At 69.2% G+C, this 16688-nt stretch carries 15 protein-coding genes; 7 read left to right on the top strand and 8 right to left on the bottom strand.

The annotated features are described in order from the left end of the window. Positions 1-191: 191 nt before the first annotated feature. A complete protein-coding gene (locus ACWDMM_RS30850) occupies positions 192-1841 on the bottom strand; it encodes an acyl-CoA synthetase (RefSeq protein ID WP_323124287.1) in 1650 nt (549 codons plus the stop codon). A 216-nt stretch (positions 1842-2057) separates the two neighbouring features. On the opposite strand from ACWDMM_RS30850, the gene ACWDMM_RS30845 reads away from it, so the two are divergent. Continuing rightward, positions 2058-3002 (top strand): oxygenase MpaB family protein, encoded by a 945-nt coding sequence (locus tag ACWDMM_RS30845; RefSeq protein ID WP_449940825.1) that lies wholly within the window; start codon positions 2058-2060, stop codon positions 3000-3002. Positions 3003-3125: 123 nt separating this feature from the next. After that, complete coding sequence (locus tag ACWDMM_RS30840) at positions 3126-4355, top strand: erythromycin esterase family protein (RefSeq protein ID WP_195081060.1); 1230 nt, start codon at positions 3126-3128, stop codon at positions 4353-4355. Positions 4356-4442: 87 nt separating this feature from the next. Here ACWDMM_RS30840 and ACWDMM_RS30835 read toward each other — a convergent pair whose 3' ends face one another. The 3 genes from ACWDMM_RS30835 to ACWDMM_RS30825 all read right to left on the bottom strand — a co-directional run bounded on the left by ACWDMM_RS30835 (position 4443) and on the right by ACWDMM_RS30825 (position 7125). Further along, positions 4443-4634 (bottom strand): DUF3072 domain-containing protein, encoded by a 192-nt coding sequence (locus ACWDMM_RS30835; RefSeq protein ID WP_195081061.1) that lies wholly within the window; start codon positions 4632-4634, stop codon positions 4443-4445. A gap of 93 nt (positions 4635-4727) precedes the next feature. Continuing rightward, positions 4728-6035 carry a solute carrier family 23 protein gene (locus ACWDMM_RS30830; protein WP_397070671.1) on the bottom strand — a complete coding sequence of 436 codons (1308 nt, stop codon included), beginning with the start codon at positions 6033-6035 and terminating at the stop codon, positions 4728-4730. 235 nt (positions 6036-6270) lie between these two features. Then, positions 6271-7125, bottom strand: a complete 855-nt coding sequence (locus tag ACWDMM_RS30825; protein ID WP_195081062.1) for a fumarylacetoacetate hydrolase family protein — start codon at positions 7123-7125, stop codon at positions 6271-6273. Between the two features lie 76 nt (positions 7126-7201). On the opposite strand from ACWDMM_RS30825, the gene ACWDMM_RS30820 reads away from it, so the two are divergent. Genes ACWDMM_RS30820 through ACWDMM_RS30805 form a run of 4 tightly spaced genes read left to right on the top strand, consistent with a single transcriptional unit; the run spans position 7202 to position 10345 of the window. Further along, entirely contained in the window at positions 7202-7942 is a 741-nt protein-coding gene (locus ACWDMM_RS30820; RefSeq protein WP_195081403.1) for a FadR/GntR family transcriptional regulator, read from the top strand. A 12-nt stretch (positions 7943-7954) separates the two neighbouring features. Further along, a complete protein-coding gene (locus tag ACWDMM_RS30815) occupies positions 7955-9199 on the top strand; it encodes a DUF3500 domain-containing protein (RefSeq protein ID WP_195081063.1) in 1245 nt (414 codons plus the stop codon). Further along, entirely contained in the window at positions 9196-9603 is a 408-nt protein-coding gene (locus ACWDMM_RS30810) for a nuclear transport factor 2 family protein (protein WP_357206224.1), read from the top strand. Before ACWDMM_RS30815 ends, ACWDMM_RS30810 begins: the two co-directional genes overlap by 4 nt. A gap of 4 nt (positions 9604-9607) precedes the next feature. After that, positions 9608-10345, top strand: coding sequence for an IclR family transcriptional regulator (locus ACWDMM_RS30805; RefSeq protein ID WP_357104762.1), 738 nt, complete (start codon positions 9608-9610; stop codon positions 10343-10345). Positions 10346-10434: 89 nt separating this feature from the next. Here ACWDMM_RS30805 and ACWDMM_RS30800 read toward each other — a convergent pair whose 3' ends face one another. Next, on the bottom strand, positions 10435-11655 hold the full coding sequence (locus tag ACWDMM_RS30800) for an MFS transporter (RefSeq protein ID WP_357104765.1): 1221 nt from the start codon (positions 11653-11655) through the stop codon (positions 10435-10437). Positions 11656-11986: 331 nt separating this feature from the next. On the opposite strand from ACWDMM_RS30800, the gene mhpA reads away from it, so the two are divergent. After that, positions 11987-13576, top strand: a complete 1590-nt coding sequence (mhpA, locus tag ACWDMM_RS30795; protein WP_357104768.1) for a bifunctional 3-(3-hydroxy-phenyl)propionate/3-hydroxycinnamic acid hydroxylase MhpA — start codon at positions 11987-11989, stop codon at positions 13574-13576. A 159-nt stretch (positions 13577-13735) separates the two neighbouring features. Here the strand turns inward: mhpA and ACWDMM_RS30790 are convergent, their stop codons facing one another. Genes ACWDMM_RS30790 through ACWDMM_RS30780 form a run of 3 tightly spaced genes read right to left on the bottom strand, consistent with a single transcriptional unit; the run spans position 13736 to position 16681 of the window. Further along, entirely contained in the window at positions 13736-15058 is a 1323-nt protein-coding gene (locus tag ACWDMM_RS30790) for a UDP-glucose dehydrogenase family protein (RefSeq protein WP_195081067.1), read from the bottom strand. Then, a complete protein-coding gene (locus tag ACWDMM_RS30785) occupies positions 15051-16001 on the bottom strand; it encodes a glycosyltransferase family 9 protein (protein ID WP_357104771.1) in 951 nt (316 codons plus the stop codon). Before ACWDMM_RS30785 ends, ACWDMM_RS30790 begins: the two co-directional genes overlap by 8 nt. After that, on the bottom strand, positions 15992-16681 hold the full coding sequence (locus ACWDMM_RS30780) for an SDR family oxidoreductase (protein ID WP_195081069.1): 690 nt from the start codon (positions 16679-16681) through the stop codon (positions 15992-15994). Before ACWDMM_RS30780 ends, ACWDMM_RS30785 begins: the two co-directional genes overlap by 10 nt. Positions 16682-16688: the final 7 nt, after the last annotated feature.

Below are 16688 nucleotides of genomic sequence, written 5' to 3'. Positions count from 1 at the left end.
AGATCATGCACACGTTGCCGCATGCCGCGCAGGTCGCGATCCGGGAATCACTTGCCGACAACGACGATACGCAGGTGATGGCCTACAACAGCGGCAACATGACGACGCTGGGGGATGGCGCGGCACGGTAGCGGGAGCGAACGTGCTGCCGGACCGCGTCCGCCGTCCGGCAGCGCAACAGCGAACTCCGGTCAGATGTCGGCTTCCTCCAGCTTGCGGCGCATCAGCTTGCCGGTGGCGTTGCGCGGCAATTCGTCGACGAACACCACGTCGCGAGGCACCTTGTGGCGGGCCAGGTTCGCTTTGACGTAGTCCTTGATCTCCTGCGGGTCGCGCGTGGCGTTTTCGGCGGGCACGACGAACGCGCGCAACCGTTTACCGAAGTCGCGATCCTCCACGCCGACGACCGCGGCTTCGAGGACGTCGGGACGGTCGGCCAAGAGGTTCTCCACCTCCAGCGGGTAGACGTTCTCGCCACCGGAGACGATCATGTCGTCGTCACGGCCGTCGATGAACAACCGGCCGTCGGCGTCGAAGTGGCCGACGTCGCCGCTGGACAGCAATCCGTCGACCATTTCCTTGTTGCGTCCGTCGGTGTAGCCGGAGAAGCTGAGCCCGCTGGAGACGAAGATCGTGCCCACCTCGCCGGGCGTGGTGATCCTGTTGCGCTGCGCGTCGTAGATCGCGACCCGGCAGCCGACCGGGGGTCTGCCGACGGTGCCCGGCGCCACGCGCATGTCGTGCGGGGTGGCCACGGCGGCGACCGCGACCTCGGTCGAGGCGTAGAGGTTGTACAGCACATCACCGAAGGCGGCGGCCGTGCGCCGGCTCAGGTCCGGCGAGACGGGCGCTCCCGCGGTGAAGATCACCCGCAGTGCGCTCGTGTCGAACTGCTCGAGGACGGCGGGTCCGAGGTCGAGGATGCGCTGCAGCATGGTCGGTACCACCACCAAGGTGGCGGCGCGGTGCTCGGCGACGTTGGCCAGCGTCCGGCGCGGATCGAATCTGCGCTGCTGGAAGACGATCTTGTTGCCCAATGCCCAGCCGAGAGTGAACTGCGACAGGCCGGTGCCGTGGAAGATGGGGGCCGCCATCACGACCGTGTCGTCGCGGGGAAACGGCACTCGGTGCAGGAACTGCGCGGACTGCAAAGGCGAGACCTTCTCGCGCGGGGCGCCTTTGGGAGTGCCGGTTGTTCCGCTGGTCAGAATGACGATGCCGCCGGGGCGTTGCGGTGGCGGCAGCGGCGCGGACGAGTTGGCGGCGATGAGCGAGTCGATCGTCGGTGTGCCCGGCTCGACGGCGTCGCTCTCGTCCACCCAGCTCAGAATGCGCGGCACCCGTCCAGGCACCGCGCCGAGCAGTTCGAGGAATTCGCTGTCGAGCAGGATCGCGCCGACGTTCTCTCTGGCGGCGACCTCGGCGAGCTGCGGCTTGGCGAAGCCGGTGTTCATCAGGACCACGCGGGCGCCCAGTTTCCCGGCGGCCAGCAGGGTCAGGACCATTCCACGGTGGTCGCGGCAGAGTGCGGCGAGCACTGTGCCGGAGCCGATTCCGGCGGCGGCGAGCCCGCGGGTGAGCGCGTTGGACTGCTCGTCGAGCTGATCGAACGTGAGTGTTCCGCGTTCGTCGACGATCGCGGGTGCTGCCCCGTGGGTGCGGGTGGCATGAGCCAGCGTGGTGACGAACGGGCCGTACACGGAGGCTTCACGCATCACGCGAATCGTCTCCGCCGGCCGCGCCGGATCGACCACCCCGCGCCTGGCCAGCACGGCGGCCGCCGAGACCAGGTCGGCCACCGACCGCAGCGCCACGAGGGGGGAGCGCAACGTCATGGTCATCCAACACCTCCAGTGAGCCGATCGGCGATCGAACCCAGCCGCCGAGCCGCCCCGTCGATGCGGCTCTCCGGCGATGAAGCCTACCTCGAGAGAAGAATCATCATTCACATAAATGCCGATTCGACCCGCTGGAGCGAGGGGGTGGGCGATTGCCGCCGCGGAGGCTTGATGAGAGGATAAAGTGAATTCTCTATCAACATATCGTTGGAGCTGGGCATGTCCGAATCCGAACCGGCAGCGCGGCTGTCGAGCACTCCTGCGTGGCCGCGCGACTCCGACCTGCTCGGCCGCAGCGATGCTCGGCACCTGTCCGCAGGGCATCTGCGGGCGGCGTGCGCCCCGGAAGCCGATATGCAGACCGCCTCCAGTCGTGTGAACCGCGCGGTCTCGGTCGGCGGTCCCGGATCGTTGCTGCGGAAGTACCTCGGCGACCGGCGATTCGCGCTGGCGCTTCCCCGGGCGGTGGCCCTGCAGATACTGCATCCCGCGATCGCGGCGGCGCTCACCGAGCATGTGACCTACCGGCTGTGGTTGCACAAGCGCCGCACCGTCAACGCGATGGTGCAGATCGCCTATTCCGACCGGGATCTGCGCTCACTGATCCACGCGGGGCACGCCCACGTGCAGGGTGGTGACGATTCGGGCGCCCGCTATCACGCGCTTCGGCCGGACGTGTTCTTCTTCCAGCATGCGACGTATGTCGACACGCTCTTCTTCGCGATCAACACATTCATTCGCCCGCTGACGCCGGAAGAGAGCGACCGGCTCTATCGCGAATGCGTCGAATGGTATGGCCGGTACGGCATTTCGGCCCGGTACATGCCGCGCACACTGCCGCAGTTCCGTGACTACCTCGAGGATGCCTGTGCGACCACGCTGCGCACGAGTCCGGCCGCGGCGCAGCTTGCGCCGCAGGTGCTGCGGCCGGACGCGTGGATACCACGGGCGCTGCCGGACTCGGTGGTGCGCGCTATCCAACACCCGCGAGCGCGGGATCTCCTCGGTGTGCCGCCTCGTCGCGGTGACCGGTCCGCGTTGCGCCTGTACGCGCTGGCGTCGAGAGCTGCGGGGTCCGTCGCGCCACGTCGCGTGAAGTACCTCCACCCTGCTCGCACGGCTGGCATCGGCGCGTCATGGGGAGTGGGCCAGGGGGGCGATTGACACCGGGCTCTGCCGAAAATACCTTTGTGATCAAATATAAATATGTTTGAGTGCAAAGATACTTTCCGTTGTTCTCCGTGGCCCGCGCGGGGTTCGGCGAATCAGTTCTCTCAGGAGCAGATCATGTCGGATGAGACGCACGACGCCGCGCATGTGGCGCGCTGGATCCGCGACTTCGCGCACCCGCTTGTGCAGGTCGAGGCCGATGGATCACTCGCCGACCTCGCGGCGTTGGCCGACCGGGCCGACGGCGCTGTAGTCGTCGGAGTCGGCACAACCACCCGAGCGGGGCACGAACTCTCCGTAACCGCACACCGCATCCTGCGGTTGTTCGTGGAAAAGCTGGGGTTCCGGGCGCTCGCCTTGCTCGATGACGAATCGGTGGTGGCGGCCATGGACGCATACGCGCGCACGGGCGCCGGGGACGCGCGGGCGATCCTGGGTCAGGCGTGGGTGCCGTGGCGTACGGCTGAGACGCTCGCGGTTCTGCGGTGGGCGCGGGAATTCAACGCGGCGCATCCGCACGACCCGGTGCGCCTGGTCGGCCTGGCTGCCGAGACCGCCAAACCGTCGCACTACGAGCGGGTGACTCGCTTCGTGGAACGTGCCGCACCGCAACGGCTCGCGGAGCTGAGATCGCATTACGATCCGATCGTGACGGCCCATCGGCTGGGCGAGCACATCCAGCGCGCGAACGGCACCCACCCGGGGCGCCCGTTCGCCGACCATGCCGAAGACGCGTTGGCGCTGGTCGCGTCGCTGCCCGCTGCCGCCGACGCGCCCGAAGTCCTGGACGCGGCTCGCCTCATCGTGCGATACCACGACAACAGCACCGCCTCGGGCCGGCGTGACTTCGCCGCCGAATCGCTCGATGCCGCTCGCCGCATCGTGGACTGGCACGATCGCACGGGGCACCGGATCGTGTACTGGGAAGGCGTGTCCAACACCGCCGTCGCGCGAGAACTCACCGTCGCCGCTATGTCACAACGGTTTCCGAGTACGGGCTCGGTGCTGCGTGACCACTTCGGAAGCGGATATCTCTCGGTCGCGCTCACCTTCCATCATGGCAATGTCCGTGCCGACCTGGCCGTGCCCGCCCCGGCGGCGGGCTTCGCCGACGCCGTGCTCGATCAGCCCGAACTCGGCGACTACCTGCTCGATCTCCGGACCGCACCCGCGGGCGCGGTCCGGAGCTGGCTGCATCGGCCCGCCAGGCTCCGCCTCGTCATCGGCACCTACCGTCCCGAGCGCGACACCGACCACCACATCGCCGGCGCGGGCCTGGGTGACTGGTTCGACGTGCTCCTGCACATCCGGACCATCACCCCCACCCGCTCGCTTGCCGGACCGTGACCCGCCTACGTTGCGGGGCGTCGACGGAGTGCGCGCCCGGCCGGCGCACAGCGCCTCCCGCCGGTTCGGCGGGAGGGCCGCAGGCGGTCAGGAGCCGCGGCCGGTGCGTCGCTGGAGTTCATCGATCAGCTGTGACGCCTCCGCCTTGGTCAGTCCCTCCGGCACCTGCGCACCCGCTTCCTGGGCCAGGGTGTGTAGGTAGGAGTCCTGCGGGCCGGTCATCGGCTCGTCGCCGGTGGTCCACTCGTCCGGATCCTTCTCCGGCTTCGGCTGCACCATCGTCGCTCCTCACACTCGACAGAACAGATGTTCGACTCCCGCCTACCCGGATCGTGGAGCGTCAATCAGCGGTGCGGAGAATCCGGCCGCCCGTCACCGGACCGTCGGTTCCTCCGGCCTCGCCACGGCGTCGGGCGCGGCCGTCCCGCGCCATCCCCCGATCAGCCGCATCGCGTGGTAGATCAGCAGCGCGGCGACGGCGCCGAGGGTGATCCCGCCGAAGTCGAGATCTCCCATCACCCATGTGAAGTCGGCGATGCCGATGACCAGCGGGACGGCCGCGGTGAACTGGTTGATCGGCTTGCCGAAGTCCACCCGATTGCTCACCCAGATGTGCACGCCGAGAATTCCGACCAGGCCGTAGAGCGCGGTCGTCACGCCACCCAGCACCCCGGCCGGGATGGCGGCGATCACCGCTCCCACCTTCGGCGACAGGCTCAACGCGACGGCCGCGGCCCCCGCGACCCAGTACGCCGCGGTGGAGTACACCTTGGTCGCGGCCATCACGCCGATGTTCTCCGCATACGTAGTGGTCGCCGAGCCGCCGCCGCTACCGGCGAGCACCGTGGCCAGACCGTCGGCCGCCAGCGCGCGGCCCATGCGCCGGTCGTAGTCGATGCCGGTCATTGTGGTGATCGACTTGACGTGCCCGATGTTCTCGACCACCAGCACCAGGACCACCGGCAGGAACATCGGGATCACCGCGAGATGGAAGCTCGGGGCGTGGAAGTCGGGCAATCCCACCCAGGCCGCCCGCCCGATCGCCGCGGTGTCGACCTCGCCGCGCGCGAGCGCGAGCAGATAGCCGAGCACGACACTGGTGACGATCGCCAACCGGCCGAGCAGCCCGCGCAAGAGCACCAGACACAGAATCATCGAGACGAGCACGACCGTCGCGGTGATCGCGTCCTGCTCGAAATTCGTCTTGGCGGTCGGCGCCAGATTGAGGCCGATCAGTGCGACGATGGCGCCGGTGACCACCGGGGGCATCAGCGCTTCGATCCAACGCGCGCCGGCGAAGTGCACCACCACGCCGATGACGATCAGCAGGGCGCCCACCACGACGATCCCGCCGAGGGCGGCGCCCATTCCGCCGGACGCGCCGGCCGCGAGGACCGGAGCGATGATCGCGAAGCTGGAACCCAGATAGCTCGGCAGCCGGTTACGGGTGATCACGAGGAACAACAGGGTGCCGACCCCGGAGAACAGCAGCGTCGTCGACGGCGGGAACCCGGTGAGCACCGGAACGAGGAAGGTGGCGCCGAACATCGCCACCACGTGCTGCACTCCGATCCCGATCGTGCGGGGCCAGGTCAATCGCTCGTCGGGCGCGATCACAGCGCCGGTGGCGACCGGAGTCCACCGGAACATCGATCCCGTCCGCGATTCGGGGGTCGTCATGGGAGCAGTCTGCGGCATCGGGGGTCGGCCAGTTGTGTGGGCCGCGGTCGTCGCGGTCCTGGTTTCGCCGCCGGAGCCGAACGAGTCGACGCCCGCGGCGTGTTCCGCCGCGGGCACCGCGCCGCCCGGCAGTCGGCGCGGTGCCGGGACGCTCACCGTTCCCCGCGGAACACGGGTGACGGAGAGATCCGCCGTCGGCGGCGATACGTGCCGGACGACGGAAGCCGGTCGATCGTCACCGGTCGGCCGTACGGCCCTCGTTGCCGACGATGGTGTTGCGCAAGATGCCGAGCCGTTCGACCTCCACCTCGACCGTGTCGCCGGGCTGCAACAGCCAGGCGGGGGTGCGGGCGTAGCCGACGCCCGACGGCGTTCCGGTAGCCAGCAGATCGCCCGGTCGCAGGGTGAAGGTGCGGGAAATATGGGCGAGTGTGTCCCCGACGGTGTAGACCATCTCGTCGGTATGGGCGTCCTGGACGGTTTCGCCGTTCACCCGGGTGGTGATGTGCAAGCCGTCGCGCAGATCGCCCACTTCGGCGGCGGGGACGAGGGGGCCGAGCGGGCCGGATCGGTCGGCGTTCTTGCCCAGGATCCACTGCGAGGTGAGTTTCTGCGCACGGCGCGCGGTGACATCGTTGAACGTGGAGTAGCCGACGACCGCGGCGAGGGCCTGCTCGGGTGTGGCGTCGGCCAGCCGACTGCCGACCCAGGCCATCACCTCGCCTTCCCAGTCGAGACCGGCCTCGTCGGCGGGCACGGGAATCTCGTCGCCGTCGACGGTCAGTGACGCGGGCCAGCGGGCGAACAGCGTCGGGTACTCGGGGAGGGGCTCGGCGCGGAAACTGCCCTCGGCGACGTGTTTCAGGTAGTTGAGGCCGATGCAGACGACGCGCGCGTCGGGCAGAACCGGCGGCACCAGGGTCACCTGATCACGCGCGATGACTTCGGTGCCGCCGCGTGCCATGAAGCCCGCGGCATCCGCCCAGAACTCGGTCAGACCGGCGACCACCGTGACGAACTCGCCGTCGGCGGACAGGTCGGCCACCTCGATGTTGCTGGTGCCCTGGCGTTTGATCCCGACGAGTCTCATGTCCACTTGCTCCTGTATGCCGCAAAAACAACTAAACCCTTTTAAACCTTCGTAGGTTTATGGTTCTATGGTGACTATGCCCGAACGGTCACCGCGGAAGCAAGGGGTGCACGCCGCCCCGTCGAAAGTCTTCGAGTCGCGTGCCGGAGCGTTCGCCCAGCGCACGCGCGCCGAGCAGCTGGCCGCCGCGTTGGACGAGCGCATCCGCAGCGGCGGACTGGCGCCGGGGGAGCCGATCGGCACGCTGGAATCGCTGCGTGCCGAAACCGGCTTCGCGTACTCGACGGTCAGCGAGGCGGTCCGGTTGCTGCGGGATCGCGGGGTGCTCGAGATTCGCCCCGGCCGCAACGGTGGCCTGTTCGTCGCCGATATCGGCCCCGTCGTGCGGATGCGCCGCACGCTGCTCGACGTCACCGACGAGCCGTCGGCGATCGCCGACGCCATCGAGCTGCGGGATCACCTCGAGGTGCTGATCGATGTCGCGGCCGCGCGGCATCGCACCGCGCGAGATGTCGCCGAACTGGAAGAGCGTCTCGGCGCGCTGGAGATCGCGCCGACGTGGGACGACTTCGTGCACGCGAACTGGGCCCTGCACGAGCGCATCGCGGCGATCTGTCCGAACGAGATGGCGCGCGCGGTCTACGTCGGCACGCTCGGCCACCTGAACACGACTTCACCGCGCATCGAAGACCGTGATGCCGACTCCTACCGGCGCCAGCGGTACCAGATCCATGTCGATCTGGTCGCCGCCATTGCCTCGGGCGACGAACCCGCCGTGCGCGAGGTCGTCACCCGGCACAACGACACCACCGTGTGAGAGGAACCCGCGATGGCCGGAGAATTCCGCCGCTACCTGTTCGACCACGATCATCCGCGCCTGGCCGACGTGCGCGGCATGGACGCCTACACCTACCGCAAGGCCGCCAGGCAGCAGGGAACCTTCACCGGTGATCTGGTGGCGGGCTGGACGCCGTTGTATCTCAACGAGTTCCGCGGCGTCACCGAGGACGGGAACCTGCGCGCGGACGTCCATCGATTCCAGCCGCCGCGGCCGGGCGAGGAAGCGCCCGTCGCGGCGATGGTGACCGCGGCGCAGGCCCTGCTCGCCGCGCTCGACGACGACGCACGCGAGCGCATCCGCTATCCGGTCGACGCGCCGGAGTGGCAGACCTGGGCGAATCCGGAGTTCATGCAGTTCGACACCGGGTTGCGCCTGGAGTTCCAGCCCGTGGACGTGCAGCAGAAGGCTTTGGCGTTGATGCGTGCGTCGTTGAGCCCGGAAGGCTACGAACTGGCGCACAACATGATGCTGATCAACGGCTTCCTCGGTGAAGTCGTCGGGTTGGAGAGCATCCTCAACGAGTTCAGCTACAACGTGGCCATCTACGGCACCCCGCATCCGGTCCAGCCGTGGGGTTGGCAGATCTTCGGACACCACATGGCGGTGAACTGCCTGGTGGTCGGCGGTCGCATGGTCATCGGCCCTGCCTTCCTCGGCGCCGAGCCGAACGAGATCGATGCGGGCGAGCATGCCGGGGTGGAAGCGTTCAACCCGCGGATCGAGCTCGGTGTGCGGTTGATGGCCGCGCTCTCGCCGGAACAGCGGGCCGCCGCCACGGTCTTCGAGCAGATGGTCGATCCCGCGATGCCGCCCGGCCGGGTCCATCCCGGCGACGAGCGTCACCTCGCCGGCGCCTTCCAGGACAACCGGCAGATCCCGTTCGAGGGCGTGCGCGTCGCCGAATTGTCCTCGCAGGCGCAGGAGCTGGTGTTCGCGATCGTCGAGCAGTTCGTCGGCCTGCTGCCGGAGGGCCCGCGGGCGGCGAGGATGCGCGAGGTCCGCGACTTCCTGTCCGAGACCTGGTTCTGCTGGATCGGCGGTCACCAGCCGGGTGACGTCTTCTACTACCGCATCCAGTCGCCGGTGATCATCGCCGAACTCGACCACCACTGCGGAGTGTTCCTCGACTACGACACCCCGAAGCCTTTCCACGTCCACACCGTCCTGCGTATCCCGCACGGCAACGACTACGGTCGGGCCTACCTACGGCAGTGGCAGCAGGAACACCCGTGACGCGGAACCACCCTGCGGTGGCGGGCGAGGTCGCCCGTCACCACATCGCCGAACTGCTGCACCGTTACGTCGACATCGCCGACCGCAAGGACGTCGAGGCGGCGGTCGAGTTGCTCGGATCGGCGCGCGTGCGGTTCCCTGCGGGCGGCTACGACGCATCGGCGGATGCGCGCGAGTTCTTCACGAACCTGTGGGCGCTCCCATCGGCGCACCGGCATGATGTCACCAACCTGCGGGTGTCGCCGGTCGAGCAGCACCGGTGGCGCGCGCACGCTCACTACACGCGGTGGATCTTCGAGCCGGAACCTGTCTTGCACACCCTGGGTGAGTACACGCTGGTGGTGGACTCCGGAGACTGGACCTTCACCGAACTGACCGTGACCAGGACGTGGACGAGGGGCTGAGGCGATGGCGGACATCGGCCGCGCCACGGTGATCCTCGATGCCATCGCCGAAGGGCGCGGTCCGCTCACCCTGACCGAACTGGCCGGTCGCACCGGCTTGCCCCGGTCGACGGTCCATCGGATCGTGCAGGCCCTCGAACGCGAGTTGTACGTCGTGCGGGTCGCCGATCGTCACGGCTACAGCCTCGGACCGGGTCTGCTCAAATTCGGCATGAACGCGCACCTGCGACTGCTGTCGGGCAATCGGCCCCGGTTGGCGCGGCTGGCCAGGGAGATCAACGAGAACGTCGAGCTCGCCGTGTTCAGCGGCCGCGAGGTCGTCGTGGTCGATCAATTGGCGTCACCGGATCGCCTCCGTGGCGTCACGAAGGTGGGCAAGAGTTTCTCCCTGCACGCGAGCTGTCTCGGCATGGCTCTGCTGGCGCACCTGCCCGACGAGCGGGTCCGCGACCTGCTGTCCGCGCCGCTGACCCGGTTCACGGCGAAGACCGTGACCGACCGTGCGCGCATCATGGAGCGTCTGGAGCAGGTCCGTCGGTCGCATATCGCGATCGATCAGGAAGAGCACGACCTCGGTATCTGCGCGGTCGCGACGGGCTTCCTCGGCCCGACCGGTGCGCTGCAAGCGGTTTCCGTCGTCATGCCCACAGCTCGCTTCACCGAGAAACGGGACCTTGCGATCGAGGCTCTCGGCCGGGTCAATCCCGCGGTGGTCGCGTCCGGGACGACGCCGTGGCGCTGATCCTTCCTCTCGTCGCCGCGACTGCGAACGCCCGGAACCGGCGATCGGGGGCACTCCCGGATCGCCGGCTCTGAATCTCACGGACCAACTCAGGCCGTTGCCGCCGACACCGTCGGCACCGCCAGCGGATCGTCGCCGGCCCGGCCGAATCGCCCGCGTGCGGTGCGGTCCGCGAGGTAGAGGCCCACCACCGCGATCAGGCATACCGCCGCCGACGCGGCGAACAGGGAGAAGACGCCGTGGGCTCCGCCCGCCGCGATCGCGCTGCCGCCGACCACCGGCCCGAGAAACGCGCCGATGAACGACGTGCTGTTGGACCAGCCCAGTGCGGTGGCGCGGACGGGGAGCGGGAAGATGTCCGCGGTAGTGGTGTGGACCAGATTCATCGTCGAGTGGCCGCCGATGCCCATCAACGCCACGCACCCGATCGTGGTCACCGTGGACAGCGGCAAGACCAGGATGCCCACCAGCCCGCTCACCGTGCAGGCGCTGGTGAGGATGCCGATCAGCGCCGCGCCACGGCGGTCGGCGGCCAGCGCCGTGCCGAACGAGCCCGCCACCGCCGCTCCGGTCAGCGTGAACGTGATGAGCAACGCCACCGAGAGGGAGTAACCGAGGTCGACCATGGCTTGGGTCGCCCACACGTTGAGACCCTGCCAGGCCACCATGTTCGCGACCGCGCACCCGGCGATGATCGCGGTGGCCACCGCGCCGCGCCCGGCGAACATGACGCGCAGTTTGCGCCGGGTCGACCAGAGCCGGCCCGCCACTTCCTGCGGGGTGTCGGTCGGGATCGTCATGGCCGCGACGGCGATCATGATGGCCAGCGCGGTGCCGGCCCCGACGAAGAACATCGGGCGCCAGCCGTAGGCGGGCAGGATCGGGATGGCCAGCAGCGCCGCCGCGACGCCGCCGAGCGGGATGCCGGCCATCGTGATCGTGACGACCACCGACGCGTGCTTCGCGGCCGAGCTGTTGCGGGCCGCCGTCATGGCGGTGGTCAGCGACCCGCCGACGCCGAAACCGGTGACGAACCGCGCGAACGCGAGCACGACCACGTTCAGCGCCGATCCGGTCAGGAGCGCGCCCAGGGCGAACAGACCGATCGCGATCAGCAGCACCCGCTTGCGGCCGACCCGATCGGCCACCCAAGGAGCCATCACCGATCCGAGGATCGCTCCGATGTAGACGAGGCCACCGACCAAGCCGGTCGCCTGGTCGGTCAGCCCCAGCGTGGTGTCTTCCAACAGCAGCGGAACCACCGAGCCGTACACGATGAGATTGAAGCCCTCGATCACGGTGATGAACATGCACAGGACGATGACCCAGGGATGCGATCGGGTTTCCGGAGTTGCAGGGGTCCCGGGCGAAGTGGTCAGTTGCATAGCAGTCTCCAGTCTGGCGAGCGGCGCAAACCGGCTCGGCGAGTGACGCACGACATACTGGACGGACGACTGTGACCTGGGTAACCCGCCAGTCCCGGATTCCGGGACACCAACCGCGCCGCCGGGACCCGCCGTCGCGATCCGACGTTCTGTCCCGGAATACGGGACGCAGGCCGTGACCGGCGGCACACCGGCTCGCATCCTTCTAATCACTCGCGCGCAGCAGCCTTTGATCACGAGCCAGAACGGACCTGCCATGAACACCAGTCCCGCCACCCCGCTTCGGACGACCGCCGAAGTGCTGATCGTCGGATTCGGCCCAGTGGGAAAGCTGCTGGCCGTCAAGCTGGGCAGGCAAGGCCACACCGTCGTGGTGGTCGACCGCAACGAGGCGGGTTATCCGCTGCCCCGCGCGGTGACCCACTGCTCGGACGTCGCCCGGATCCTGCAATCCGTCGGTCTCGCTCCCGACACCATCCCGCACATCACCGAGCCCTACGACGACATGTACTGCTGGCGCAACGGCGACGGGCAGACGCTGGTCGAGGTCGACTGGAGCGGACGCGGGGAATCCGGCTGGTACAACACGTATTTCTTCAACCAGCCCGACCTGGAGGACGCCTTCGACCGGATCATCGCGGGCCTGGAGACCGTGCGGGTGCTGCGCGGCTGGGAGGCGATCGCGCTGTCGCAGCGGTCCGACGATGCCACCGTGGTCATTCGTTGCGGCGCGACCGGAGAACAGCGGTCGGTGACGGCGGACTGGGTCATCGGCGCCGACGGCGCCAACAGCAGGATCCGCGGCTGGGCGGGCATGGATTGGCACGACGACGGTTACTTCTTCGACTGGCTGGTCGTGGACGTGAAGCCACGGCCGGGATCGGAGTTCCCGCACGTGGCCAGGCAGAGTTGCGATGTGCGGCGACCCACGACCATGGTGCCCGGTGGTCCTGGACGCAGGCGCTGGGAGTTCATGCGGCTGCCATACGAGACGCCCGCCGAGCTCAACCGCGCCGAGAAGGCGTGGGAACTGCTGGCCCCGTACGGCCTCACGCCGGGCAACGCGGACCTCGAACGGCATTCGGTGTACACATTCCAGTCCTGCTGGGCCACCGAGTGGCGCAAAGGGCGGGTCGTGCTCGCCGGTGACGCCGCGCATCTCATGCCGCCGTTCGCGGGGCAGGGCCTCGGCGCCGGTCTGCGCGACGCCATGAACCTGGCGTGGAAGCTCGACGCGGTCCTGCGAGGCGCGGCCGACGAGAGTCTCATCGACACCTACGGCAGCGAACGCATCCATCACGCTGTGGCGTTCGTGCGATTCTCGACCTCGCTGGGGCAGGTCATCTGCATCACCGATCCGGCGGAGGCGGCGGCCCGCGATGCCCGGATGATCGCGGAATGGGAAGCAAGCCGGAAACCGCCCGCGCCGCCGCGGCCCGGCCTCGGCGACGGCCTGCACGTCGGCGCGACCGGCGGAATGCTCGCGCGCCAAGGGCGGGTCCGCGTCGGCGGCGATGACGTGGTGCTCTTCGACGACGCGCTCGGCGGCCCCGGCGCGGTGATCACCCGTACGGCGGACGCCCTCACGGCGATCCCGGCCGCCGCGCGGGCGTCGCTGCGCGCTCTGGGCGTGAACCTGGTCGCGTTGTCCGGCCCCGCGGGTGCTTGCGCCGTCATCGACGATGTCGACGGCACCTACCGCGCCTGGTTCGACGAACTCGGCGCGGACACGGTCCTCATCCGCCCCGACTTCCATCTCTACGGGTCGAGCAGCGCCGCGGGCACCGCCGACCTCGTCGACGGGTTCCTGTCCCGGATCGGTTGTCGCGCACGGACTTCCGTGTGATCGTCAGCCGCGGGGATCACTCGTCTCGGTCGCCGGAATCGCGCGTGGCACCGTCGACGTGCCCTGGTTCGAGGTCGAGGACTCGTCCCGGATCTACGCCCGCCACCTCGGCACGGCGCCGGTCCGACCCGGCCGGTCTCGGTGACTGCCCCAGAGCCGTCAGGTCCGTGCGGCGTCGGACGATTCGGCGGTGCCGTTGCCGAGCAAGGTGAAGCCGGTGCCGCTGAGCAGGTGTTCGTCGAGCAGGTTGCGGGTGTCGACGATCACGGCCCGGTCGACGTCGGTGGCGAGTTTCGCCCAGTCCAGCGAACGGAATTCGGGCCATTCGGTGAGGATCACCAGCGCGCCCGCGTCTTTCGCCACCAGATACGGGTCGTCCACCACGCGGATGCCGTCGAGGCCGGGGGTGCCAGGTGGGACACACGGGTCGTAGGCGGTGACCGTGGCGTCGTGCCGGGACAGTTGCCGCGCGACCGCGACGGCGGGGGAGTCGCGCAGGTCGCCGGTGCCGGCTTTGAACGCCAAGCCGAGCACGCCGATCCGGGTTCCGGCCAGCGAGCCGTCGACCGCGTCGGTGACCGCGCGGCGGATCTTGCGCAGCATCATCGCCTGTTGCCGATCGTTGGCCTGCAGAGCGTCCCTGAGCACGGCGAAGTCCACGCCCCACGCTTCCGCGGCACGCAACAGCGCACGGGTGTCCTTCGGCAGGCACGAGCCGCCCCAGCCGGGGCCCGGCGCGAGGAAGGCGGGGCCGATCCGGTCGTCCATGCCCATCGCGCCGGTGACCTCGGAGATGTCGGCGCCGACCCGTTCGCACAGTTCGGCCAGCGTGTTGACGAACGAGAGCTTGACCGCGAGAAACGCGTTGCTGGCGTACTTGGCCAGCTCGGCGCTGGCCGCGTCGGAGCGCAGCACCGGTGCGCCCGTTCCGGCGTAGAGCGCCGCGACACGGTCGGCCGATTCGCGATTCCGCTCGGTCGTACCGAGCACGATCCGATCCGGGCGCAGGAAGTCCTCGACCGCGTGGCCTTCCCGGAGAAACTCGGGATTGCTGACCACCGCCGTGCCCGCGAGGCCGGACAGGGCGGGAATGCGCGCCGCCGTTCCCACCGGGACGGTGGATTTGGTGACGAGCACGCAGTCCGGCGACAGGACGGTGGCCAGCCGCTTCAGCGCGTCCTCCAGCACACCGAGGTCGGCCGTACCTCCGCTGCCCATGGGCGTGGGAAGACACAGCAGCACCACTTCGCATTCGTGCAGCGCCGCCGGGTCCGAGGTGAAGACGAGTCGATTCTCCTGCAGCCCTTCGCGGACCAGCTCCGGCAAGCCGGGTTCGACGATCGCCACCGACCCCGCGCGCAGCGCCGCGACCTTGGCCTCGTCGTTGTCGACGCAGATCACGTGGTGTCCCAGGTGGGCCAGGCACGCGGCGCTGGTGAGCCCCACGTAACCGGCGCCGACCACACCGACGCGACTACCCATGGCGGACCCGCTGTCCGAGCAACCCGGCCGCGACGGTGAGCACGTGTTCGGGCCGCACCATCAGCAGGCCGGGATCGGGATAATCGGCGTGCGGATCGCCGACGGTTCCGGCCCACAGGGCGATGTGGTGTTCGGCGTCCGCCGGCGGCCCCCACCGCTGCGGCGGCGTCGGCCCGAACAGCACCACCGACGGGGTGCCGAACGCGGTGGCGAGATGCCCGACGCCGGTGTCGCCGCACACGACCAGCGCCGCGTCGGCGACCAGCGCGGCGAGTTCGGTCAGATCGGTGCGCCCGGCGTACACCGCCGTTGGCGCGAGCCCGGCCTTCTCGGCCACCGCGTTCGCCAAGCGCACTTCGTCCCGGCTCCCGGTGACCACGACGCGATGACCTTCGGCGCAGAGCTCACGCGCCACCCGCGCGAAACGCTCGGACGGCCAGCGACGCGCGGGATAGGCCGCGCCGGGATGGATCACGACCGCGTTCGACTCGGGGGAGGGCCGCAGGGGAGCCGGTAGCAGCAGCGCGGTGGGATCGGCGTCGATCCCGCCGTATTCCAGCAGCCGGCACCAGCGCTCCACTTCGTGCACGTCGTCGCGCCAGCCGGGGCCGGGCAGGTCGGGGAAGTCCGGATGGCGATGGGTCAGCAATGCGTCCGGACGCGCCGTCAGCAGATCACGGATGCTCTCCGGCCCTTTGCCGTGCAGATTGACCGCGAATCTCGGTGGGACCCCGAGCCATCGGAGCGCACCGAGCCCGGCGGTCGGCAGGAGTTCGTTGACTGCATCGATCAGGTCGATGATGTCACGCAGCGCTTGCGGCGCGGCGAGGACCACCCGGTCGTCGGGGTAGGCGTTCCTGATCCCGCGTAAGGCGGGCACGACGGTCAGCAGGTCGCCCAGCCCCAGCGCGCGCAGCACCAGGATCGTGCGCCTCAGGGCCACGATCCCTCTTCCGATGCGCACACGACCATCTCCCTGACCTCGCAGCCCGGCGGCTGCCGGAGCGCGAAGATCACCGCCTCGGCGACGTCCTGAGGCTGGTTGAGTTTCGCGTCGGGCGGCGGCTTGTACTGCTCGTCGCGGTCGTCGAAGAACGCCGTGTGCATGCCGCCCGGAATCAGCAGGGTCACCCCCACGCTGCCCGCCGTCTCGGCGGCCAGCGCCCTGGTGAAGCCCACGACGCCGAATTTCGACGCGCAGTAGGCGGTCGCGTGCCCGACCGCCTTGATGCCCAGGGTGGAAGCGCACGTCACCACCGTGCCTTTGGTCTCCCGCAGGGCCGGAAGGGCGGCACGGATGACGGCGGCGGTGCCGAACAGGTTGACCTGGACGACGTATTCCCACTTCTTCGTCGGCACTACGTCCAGCGGCCCGCACGCGTCGGTCCCCGCCGCGGTGAACACGCCGTCGATCCGGCCGCCCGTGCGCTCGATGATCTCGTGCACGGCTTGTTCGGCGGCGACGGTATCGGCGAGATCGGCACGCACGAAATCGACGGGGCTCTGCGGCTCCACCCGGTCGATCACGTAGGGGCGGCCCCCGTGTGCGCGGACGGCGGCGGTGACGGCCGCGCCGAGCCCGGAAGCGCCGCCGGTGATCAGGACATTGCCGAGGGTGCGCATCGTGCTC

The organism is Nocardia sp. NPDC003726, from assembly GCF_053586955.1.
This window is presented reverse-complemented; position numbering and strand designations above follow the sequence as displayed.

Excerpts from the sequence above, each read along its gene's own strand:
- ACWDMM_RS30850 (WP_323124287.1), bottom strand. The coding sequence starts at position 1,841 with ATGACCATGACGTTGCGCTCCCCCCTCGTGGCGCTGCGGTCGGTGGCC.
- ACWDMM_RS30845 (WP_449940825.1), top strand. The coding sequence starts at position 2,058 with ATGTCCGAATCCGAACCGGCAGCGCGGCTGTCGAGCACTCCTGCGTGG.
- ACWDMM_RS30840 (WP_195081060.1), top strand. The coding sequence starts at position 3,126 with ATGTCGGATGAGACGCACGACGCCGCGCATGTGGCGCGCTGGATCCGC.
- ACWDMM_RS30835 (WP_195081061.1), bottom strand. The coding sequence starts at position 4,634 with ATGGTGCAGCCGAAGCCGGAGAAGGATCCGGACGAGTGGACCACCGGC.
- ACWDMM_RS30830 (WP_397070671.1), bottom strand. The coding sequence starts at position 6,035 with ATGACGACCCCCGAATCGCGGACGGGATCGATGTTCCGGTGGACTCCG.
- ACWDMM_RS30825 (WP_195081062.1), bottom strand. The coding sequence starts at position 7,125 with ATGAGACTCGTCGGGATCAAACGCCAGGGCACCAGCAACATCGAGGTG.
- ACWDMM_RS30820 (WP_195081403.1), top strand. The coding sequence starts at position 7,202 with ATGCCCGAACGGTCACCGCGGAAGCAAGGGGTGCACGCCGCCCCGTCG.
- ACWDMM_RS30815 (WP_195081063.1), top strand. The coding sequence starts at position 7,955 with ATGGCCGGAGAATTCCGCCGCTACCTGTTCGACCACGATCATCCGCGC.
- ACWDMM_RS30805 (WP_357104762.1), top strand. The coding sequence starts at position 9,608 with ATGGCGGACATCGGCCGCGCCACGGTGATCCTCGATGCCATCGCCGAA.
- ACWDMM_RS30800 (WP_357104765.1), bottom strand. The coding sequence starts at position 11,655 with ATGTTCATCACCGTGATCGAGGGCTTCAATCTCATCGTGTACGGCTCG.
- mhpA (WP_357104768.1), top strand. The coding sequence starts at position 11,987 with ATGAACACCAGTCCCGCCACCCCGCTTCGGACGACCGCCGAAGTGCTG.
- ACWDMM_RS30790 (WP_195081067.1), bottom strand. The coding sequence starts at position 15,058 with ATGGGTAGTCGCGTCGGTGTGGTCGGCGCCGGTTACGTGGGGCTCACC.
- ACWDMM_RS30780 (WP_195081069.1), bottom strand. The coding sequence starts at position 16,681 with ATGCGCACCCTCGGCAATGTCCTGATCACCGGCGGCGCTTCCGGGCTC.